Origin of the sequence: Oribacterium sp. P6A1, assembly GCF_000702885.1 — a bacterium.
Lineage (GTDB): Bacteria > Bacillota > Clostridia > Lachnospirales > Lachnospiraceae > Oribacterium.
Window position 1 is genome coordinate 1 of sequence record NZ_JNKO01000059.1, and the last position, 5,688, is coordinate 5,688.

9 protein-coding genes are annotated in these 5,688 nt (G+C 39.5%); all 9 read right to left on the reverse strand.

All coding sequences use genetic code 11. The features are described from left to right. Positions 1-83 precede the first annotated feature (83 nt). The 9 genes from T515_RS15605 to T515_RS15645 all read right to left on the reverse strand — a co-directional run bounded on the left by T515_RS15605 (position 84) and on the right by T515_RS15645 (position 5,288). Positions 84-452 carry a hypothetical protein gene (locus tag T515_RS15605; RefSeq protein ID WP_036613271.1) on the reverse strand — a complete coding sequence of 123 codons (369 nt, stop codon included), beginning with the start codon at positions 450-452 and terminating at the stop codon, positions 84-86. Between the two features lie 86 nt (positions 453-538). Next, positions 539-1,432 carry a hypothetical protein gene (locus T515_RS15610; RefSeq protein ID WP_036613274.1) on the reverse strand — a complete coding sequence of 298 codons (894 nt, stop codon included), beginning with the start codon at positions 1,430-1,432 and terminating at the stop codon, positions 539-541. 37 nt (positions 1,433-1,469) lie between these two features. Next, on the reverse strand, positions 1,470-2,396 hold the full coding sequence (locus tag T515_RS15615) for a DUF6017 domain-containing protein (protein ID WP_036613277.1): 927 nt from the start codon (positions 2,394-2,396) through the stop codon (positions 1,470-1,472). 58 nt (positions 2,397-2,454) lie between these two features. After that, positions 2,455-2,829, reverse strand: coding sequence for a replication initiator protein A (locus tag T515_RS15620; protein ID WP_036613280.1), 375 nt, complete (start codon positions 2,827-2,829; stop codon positions 2,455-2,457). Continuing rightward, positions 2,816-3,733 (reverse strand): ParB/RepB/Spo0J family partition protein, encoded by a 918-nt coding sequence (locus T515_RS15625; RefSeq protein ID WP_036613283.1) that lies wholly within the window; start codon positions 3,731-3,733, stop codon positions 2,816-2,818. The genes T515_RS15620 and T515_RS15625 overlap by 14 nt, the downstream gene beginning before the upstream one ends. Continuing rightward, on the reverse strand, positions 3,723-4,508 hold the full coding sequence (locus T515_RS15630) for a ParA family protein (protein WP_036613285.1): 786 nt from the start codon (positions 4,506-4,508) through the stop codon (positions 3,723-3,725). The genes T515_RS15625 and T515_RS15630 overlap by 11 nt, the downstream gene beginning before the upstream one ends. 15 nt (positions 4,509-4,523) lie before the next feature. After that, on the reverse strand, positions 4,524-4,739 hold the full coding sequence (locus tag T515_RS15635; RefSeq protein ID WP_036613289.1) for a DUF6462 family protein: 216 nt from the start codon (positions 4,737-4,739) through the stop codon (positions 4,524-4,526). Next, complete coding sequence (locus tag T515_RS15640) at positions 4,736-4,975, reverse strand: DUF6462 family protein (protein ID WP_036613291.1); 240 nt, start codon at positions 4,973-4,975, stop codon at positions 4,736-4,738. The genes T515_RS15635 and T515_RS15640 overlap by 4 nt, the downstream gene beginning before the upstream one ends. Further along, positions 4,965-5,288, reverse strand: coding sequence for a DUF6462 family protein (locus T515_RS15645; RefSeq protein ID WP_051671815.1), 324 nt, complete (start codon positions 5,286-5,288; stop codon positions 4,965-4,967). The genes T515_RS15640 and T515_RS15645 overlap by 11 nt, the downstream gene beginning before the upstream one ends. Positions 5,289-5,688 lie beyond the last annotated feature (400 nt).

Here is a 5,688-nt window from a genome sequence, read left to right on the forward strand (position 1 = left end):
TTAATGTAATTCCTTGCATTAATTATCTCATGTACAGGCAAAAAAGTCAGTAAAATCAAGGCTTTTTGATTGTTGAGCACACACTACTTACCTTCCGGCTTGCAGTGCAGGACGATGTTCAACCCCGTAATGGCAGGGTCTTCTTCTGATACTCGGTGTGCAATATCATAATTTCGACAGGTTATAGGCTCTCCTTCGATGTTATGGGTACAAAAAACCGAGCAGCCAGGATCAATATAACCGATTTTTCTCATGGCGTTCATCACTACCGAACCATAGTAGTCCTTTGTGTAATCCATGTAATACAGATAACCATCATCATCAAGCCGTGTCACAGCATCCTGCTTTTCGGACTCGTATGCGCAACCGGAAATAGAGATGACCATCAGCGTGATCACAATCAATGCTGTCAGGTAATAAACTTTTGAAATCAAAGCTGTTCTTTTTTTCATTTTACCTCCATAAATCCCGGTCTTTCATATCGGCGATGGCTTATATTTTAAGACGATAACCTCCAACATATATTTGTTTACCGACTTTACTGCTGCGGTCTCACTCCCCCGCACTCGCAACAGAACCTGCCGGTATTAGTGGCTCCGCACAAAGGGCAGGTCCATTCGGAGCCGTCGCTCACAATAGGTTTTTTCGTTTCATTTGCACGGTCGGCCTGATTTCTGTTATTCATATTGTCACCCATACCCATAAATCCAATGCCGTCCATAGGCGAATTAGGCATATTCATCATAACTGATCGGCCGCCTATAGTGATATCCACATCATGGTCGGGCATGGTAAAAGAGACCTTAATAACGCTTCCGTACTCAACCTTTAAATCCGGAGCATTAACCTTGACATCATAACTCGTATCCGTAGCTACAAAAATAAAGATAGCTTCTACATGCTCACCAATCTTATAATAAGCACGGTCTTCCTTTAACTTAAAACCCAATCCTGCACGGACACAGTAAAAACCTTCCGGCTTCTCTTTCGGAACCGTATCAAAGATCCCTTGATCCCATCCGTATTCACTCTGAGGATGCATAACAGAATTTAATATATCTCTATACAAAGAGTCCGATTCCTCTGTGAGTGTCTTACTAAAGAACTCGGTTTTCGATGTAATCCCGTAATTCTTTAGTTCCATGTCAAACATTCTGTCAAGCTCATTGAAATGATCTCTCATAACCGACTTGCCATCAGGATAGTTATTAAGACATTTCTCGATAATCACAGGACCGTTCTCCTTGATGGTCGTTGCCACAGCCTCATCATTTGCGTAACGGACTTTATCGTATTCTGAGACCTCACATCTGCCTGCAAAACGAGCCTCAAGGTCTATATCCTCCTCATCGGGAACGCCGTTTTTCACTATTCCTCTGACCTTAATCGTGAATTTAACCGGCTTCGGTGTTCCAAACTTTACCTCTAACATATTCCCTCCAAAACATTCTATCCATCGCTTTTTCTAATCACACATCCTTTGTGTACATCATATCATGATTTACTTCCGACTGATAAAAGCTTTCGATTGTTGTTACCGAATTGAATAAACTTGCCAGCATGTACTTTTTAATATTTCGTACCTTGGCGGTATTAGCCTTCATACACCCAAGAATATATTCAATATGTCCATAATTCAGTTTCATAAACCTTGCTTTTACCAAGTCTGAAGAGTATTTGTTTCTGGCAATCTCTATTTCATCATTTTTTGAAAGGATCACTTCAAGTATAAGGTCTGCAAGTCCATCAATGATATTTCTGTAGTAGGGATATCTTTCTATCAGAAGGCCATATTCGATATTTTCTTTGATCAGATACAAAGTGCCGGCAACATCTGATTTCTTCTCATCTTCGGGTTCAGATATGAAGAGATCAGATATGATATCAGTCTTCTCAGTATTGTTTATTATATTCTTATTATGGTCCCTTTTATAAACCTCCAGAGGTTTATGTTGTAAACCTGCTGAGGTTTCATTTTCGAACCTGCAGAGGTTTACTTTATAAACTTCAGAGCCGGTTTCTTCTGCTGCTAAATTGAAGTTTTTCACATATATGATATCCGGTTTTCCAAGGCCCTGCTTCCTTCGTTCTATAAGTCCAATTCCGGTCTTTACATCAAGTTCGGCAATGGTTTTCATAGCTTTATTCTTGCCGCAATTCAGATATTCCATCGTATCCTCAACAGAAAAATATATAAACACACGATTTTCCTTATCAAACCAATGGTTTCTTGCAGATAATGACATTCTGTCAAGCATTAGCCCATATAGAATCTTCGCATCATTAGACAATGCTTTAAAATAGTCACTTGTCACAAGAAGTTTTGGAATCCGATAGAATGTGAGCATTTCTGATTCCGTGCCATAGAAATATTTGAATTTTACTTCATCGCTCACAGTATTTCCTCCTGCTACATATGATTCAGAAATGCATATTCTGCACTTCTGAATGAATTCATCCTTTCGGATCCTGATAAATAAAGTTCTTTACGTAGATGATACTTGGCTTTCCCTGCCCTCTCTGTTTTTTCTCAATAAGACCAAAGTTCTCCAGCTCAGTTAGATAATCAATTGCCTTCCTGAGAGATATCTTTAAATCCTCAGCTATATCTTTAACAGGATAAATGATATAGGCCCTGTTCTGTTCGTCCAGCCATCGGTTTTTCAAAGAAACCGACATTCGATCCAACAGCATTCCATATACCAGTTTAGCCTGTACTGATAATTCTGAGAAAATCCCGTCTGAAACCATCATGGCCTTAGGTATACGAATAAAATCAAATTGTGATGATTGTCTGCGATCAATGTAATCGAACTTATGGAAGTTCATGAGATCCATCCTCCTTCCACTTCTTTAAAAGCTGCATGATTATTTTTTCTCTTGAATCCGTGTCATACTTCGCAGGAAAGAATTGATCCAGTTTTTTCTTGGAGAGTGTAAGCTTTCCATCTGACTTTTTCTTAGGCAGCGCATCATTTAAAAGCGCAATCATGCTGTACTGCGTAAGATTATCCGCATTACTCTCTTTAAGCACATCAATTTGAGCCTGGCGAACCATTCCATTCTCATGCATATATTCATAAAGCCATCCCTGTAACTCTTTATCAAAATATGATATCTCGATTCCAAGCGCCATGGTAATACGCTTACGATCAACATAATCAAGGATCTCCGGAATCAGCTCCGTTAATCTGATATAACGTTGAACCTGTCGTCCGCCCATTCCCATTGACTTTCCAACAACCTCACTACTCCATAATTCACGCTTGTTCTCGACATCATGTCGAGTTGTCAGATCAGTTCTCTCTCCCTGTCTTCGCATTGCATCCATCTTCATTTTCAATGAGAATGCCCGCTCACTTGGGAGAAGCTCTTCTCGTTGCACATTTGAATCTACCATAGTAATAATCGCTTCATCATCAGTCATCGGCTTGATAATAGCCGGTATAGTTGTAAGGCCCGCGATTTTGGCAGCATGCATTCTTCTATGACCTGATATCATCTCATAAGTACCCTCATCATCTGGACGTACAAGCACCGGTGTGAGTATCCCGTATTTCTTTATGCTCTCAACCAGATCATCCATTTTCTCATCATCCAAAACCTTAAATGGATGATTTTCAAAAGGAAATATCTGATCTATTCTGATCTCCGTCGTACCATCCTTTTCAACTGGTGCTCCCAGCAATTCCTCAACTGTTTCAAAATGTACTTTTTCTCTCTTAACGGCCATGTTCCAGCACCTCCTCTGTTAATTCATGATATGCAGATGCAGCTTTTCCTTTAGGATCGTAATCATATATGGTCTTTGCCATCTGACTTGTTTCAGATGCCTTTACTGACATCGGAATTTCTATCTGGAATATAGGAATCATCTTTCCATAGACATCATTTACCTCTGAAACGATATCCTTTGCATAAGTAGTTCTTCTATCCACCATAGTGAAAAGGATCCCTTCGATCTCCAGTCTGTTATTCAGTCTTCTTTTGACTGTATATATTGTCTTTATAAGTTGCTGTAGACCTTTTACAGGAAGATATGCCGCCTGTACCGGAACCAGGACGCTGTCAGCACATGCCAAAGCATTGACAGTTAAAATCCCAAGCGACGGCATACAATCGATCAAAATGTAGTCATATAATAGTCTGATTTTTTCTAAATAAGTTCTAAGCACAAGTTCCCTGCTCATTGCATTAACAAGAGAAACCTCTGCCGCAGACAAATCAATATTTGCCGGAAGCAGATCAAGTTTTTCTTTAACATGGATAATTCCAAAATCCGGTAATATATCACCATCATTGACCACTTTTGTGATCACATCTGTCACTGTATGCTCCAGCTTGTCAGGCTCCCGGTATCCCATGCATAAAGTAAGAGAAGCCTGGGGATCCAAATCCACCATCAGGACTTTCTTTCCCTTATCAACAAGGCCTGCACCTAAATTAACTGCTGATGTAGTCTTTCCGACCCCGCCTTTCTGATTTGCGATAGCTATGATTCTGCTCATCTTTCTTTTCCTCCCTCACAATCTAAAAGACTGAAAATACTTATCAAATGTTTCCAGATCCACCCAGGCTGATCTGCCTATTTTGATGATTGCTTCACATTCATGTGCCATTTTCTGGAACCTACTTAGTCCCATACTATATAGTTCCGCTCCTTCTTCATATTTCACGTACTTTTTTCTCTTATCTCTTGCAGTTCTTACGTCTCTTGCTACTTTACTTAAAGCTCTCATTCTTCATTCTCCTTTCGATACTGTTCACGTAAATAAGCTTCAAAGGTTGATCTTTTTACTCGATACGTTTTATTGATTTTGTAAAGAGCTCCTGCTTCCCTTGCCATTCTCATCAAGACCCTCTCTGTCAGTCCGTAATACTCAAAACCGGTTCTCAGATCAAAAAGATAATGCTGGGCAAATCTGATATCCCATTCATCCAACAGATCTGAAACCTTCCATAGATTACCTTTCATCTTTAGTCTTCTCCCATCTGTTTCTTACCTTTCGTACCTCTCCCTGTGTTAATGGCTCCTGCCTGAACTTTTCCAGAAAAGGATCGAAAATATCTCTGTTTATAAGTACGATTCCATCAAAGCGATAGATTGCACCAGCCTCATCAGCGAGCTGTAATAGTTTCCTATGCTGCAAGCTATAAACTATTTCGCATTCTCTCCAGGTAAGAAACCTTTTTCGTAACCTGTTTGAAGTAGCCTTTATCTCGGTCCTTCTCTCCAGGTCGTAATACTCATTTGTCATTAGTTCTTCACCGATTTTTGTCTTGTTCATTCCTGCCCTCCATTAATCTTTAATCTATGGTTGAAATCCTTACGGCTCATAAGGAAACGCCCTTCCTGCTTATTCACTTGTGATATCCTTTGTCATGAATCCAAAAAAGGAGGCACCTTCCTAGAATTTCTTCTAAGAAAGTGCCTCCTGGCTTTTAAATGTATTCGTAATATAACTTATCTGGATTTATGCCTTTTTGTCAAAATAGGCTGTTATGTTGCAGAAATGTTGCAACTCACATCCATGTATTTATCTATAACTGTAACCTGTTGCAAAAACAAAGCTTAAGAAGATTGCTCATTAACTGTTAAACCACGGTTTTATAAGCTCTTTCAAGCAAAAGCCTTAAGGTCATCATCACATGTACTTATATGTTTTTTTAACCTAAGCTCTTCATTGT

What these genes read in the sequence shown, in the direction of transcription:
- T515_RS15605 (WP_036613271.1), bottom strand. Translation starts at nt 452, where the DNA reads ATGAAAAAAAGAACAGCTTTGATTTCAAAAGTTTATTACCTGACAGCA.
- T515_RS15610 (WP_036613274.1), bottom strand. Translation starts at nt 1,432, where the DNA reads ATGTTAGAGGTAAAGTTTGGAACACCGAAGCCGGTTAAATTCACGATT.
- T515_RS15620 (WP_036613280.1), bottom strand. Translation starts at nt 2,829, where the DNA reads ATGAACTTCCATAAGTTCGATTACATTGATCGCAGACAATCATCACAA.
- T515_RS15625 (WP_036613283.1), bottom strand. Translation starts at nt 3,733, where the DNA reads ATGGCCGTTAAGAGAGAAAAAGTACATTTTGAAACAGTTGAGGAATTG.
- T515_RS15630 (WP_036613285.1), bottom strand. Translation starts at nt 4,508, where the DNA reads ATGAGCAGAATCATAGCTATCGCAAATCAGAAAGGCGGGGTCGGAAAG.
- T515_RS15635 (WP_036613289.1), bottom strand. Translation starts at nt 4,739, where the DNA reads ATGAGAGCTTTAAGTAAAGTAGCAAGAGACGTAAGAACTGCAAGAGAT.
- T515_RS15640 (WP_036613291.1), bottom strand. Translation starts at nt 4,975, where the DNA reads ATGAAAGGTAATCTATGGAAGGTTTCAGATCTGTTGGATGAATGGGAT.
- T515_RS15645 (WP_051671815.1), bottom strand. Translation starts at nt 5,288, where the DNA reads ATGAACAAGACAAAAATCGGTGAAGAACTAATGACAAATGAGTATTAC.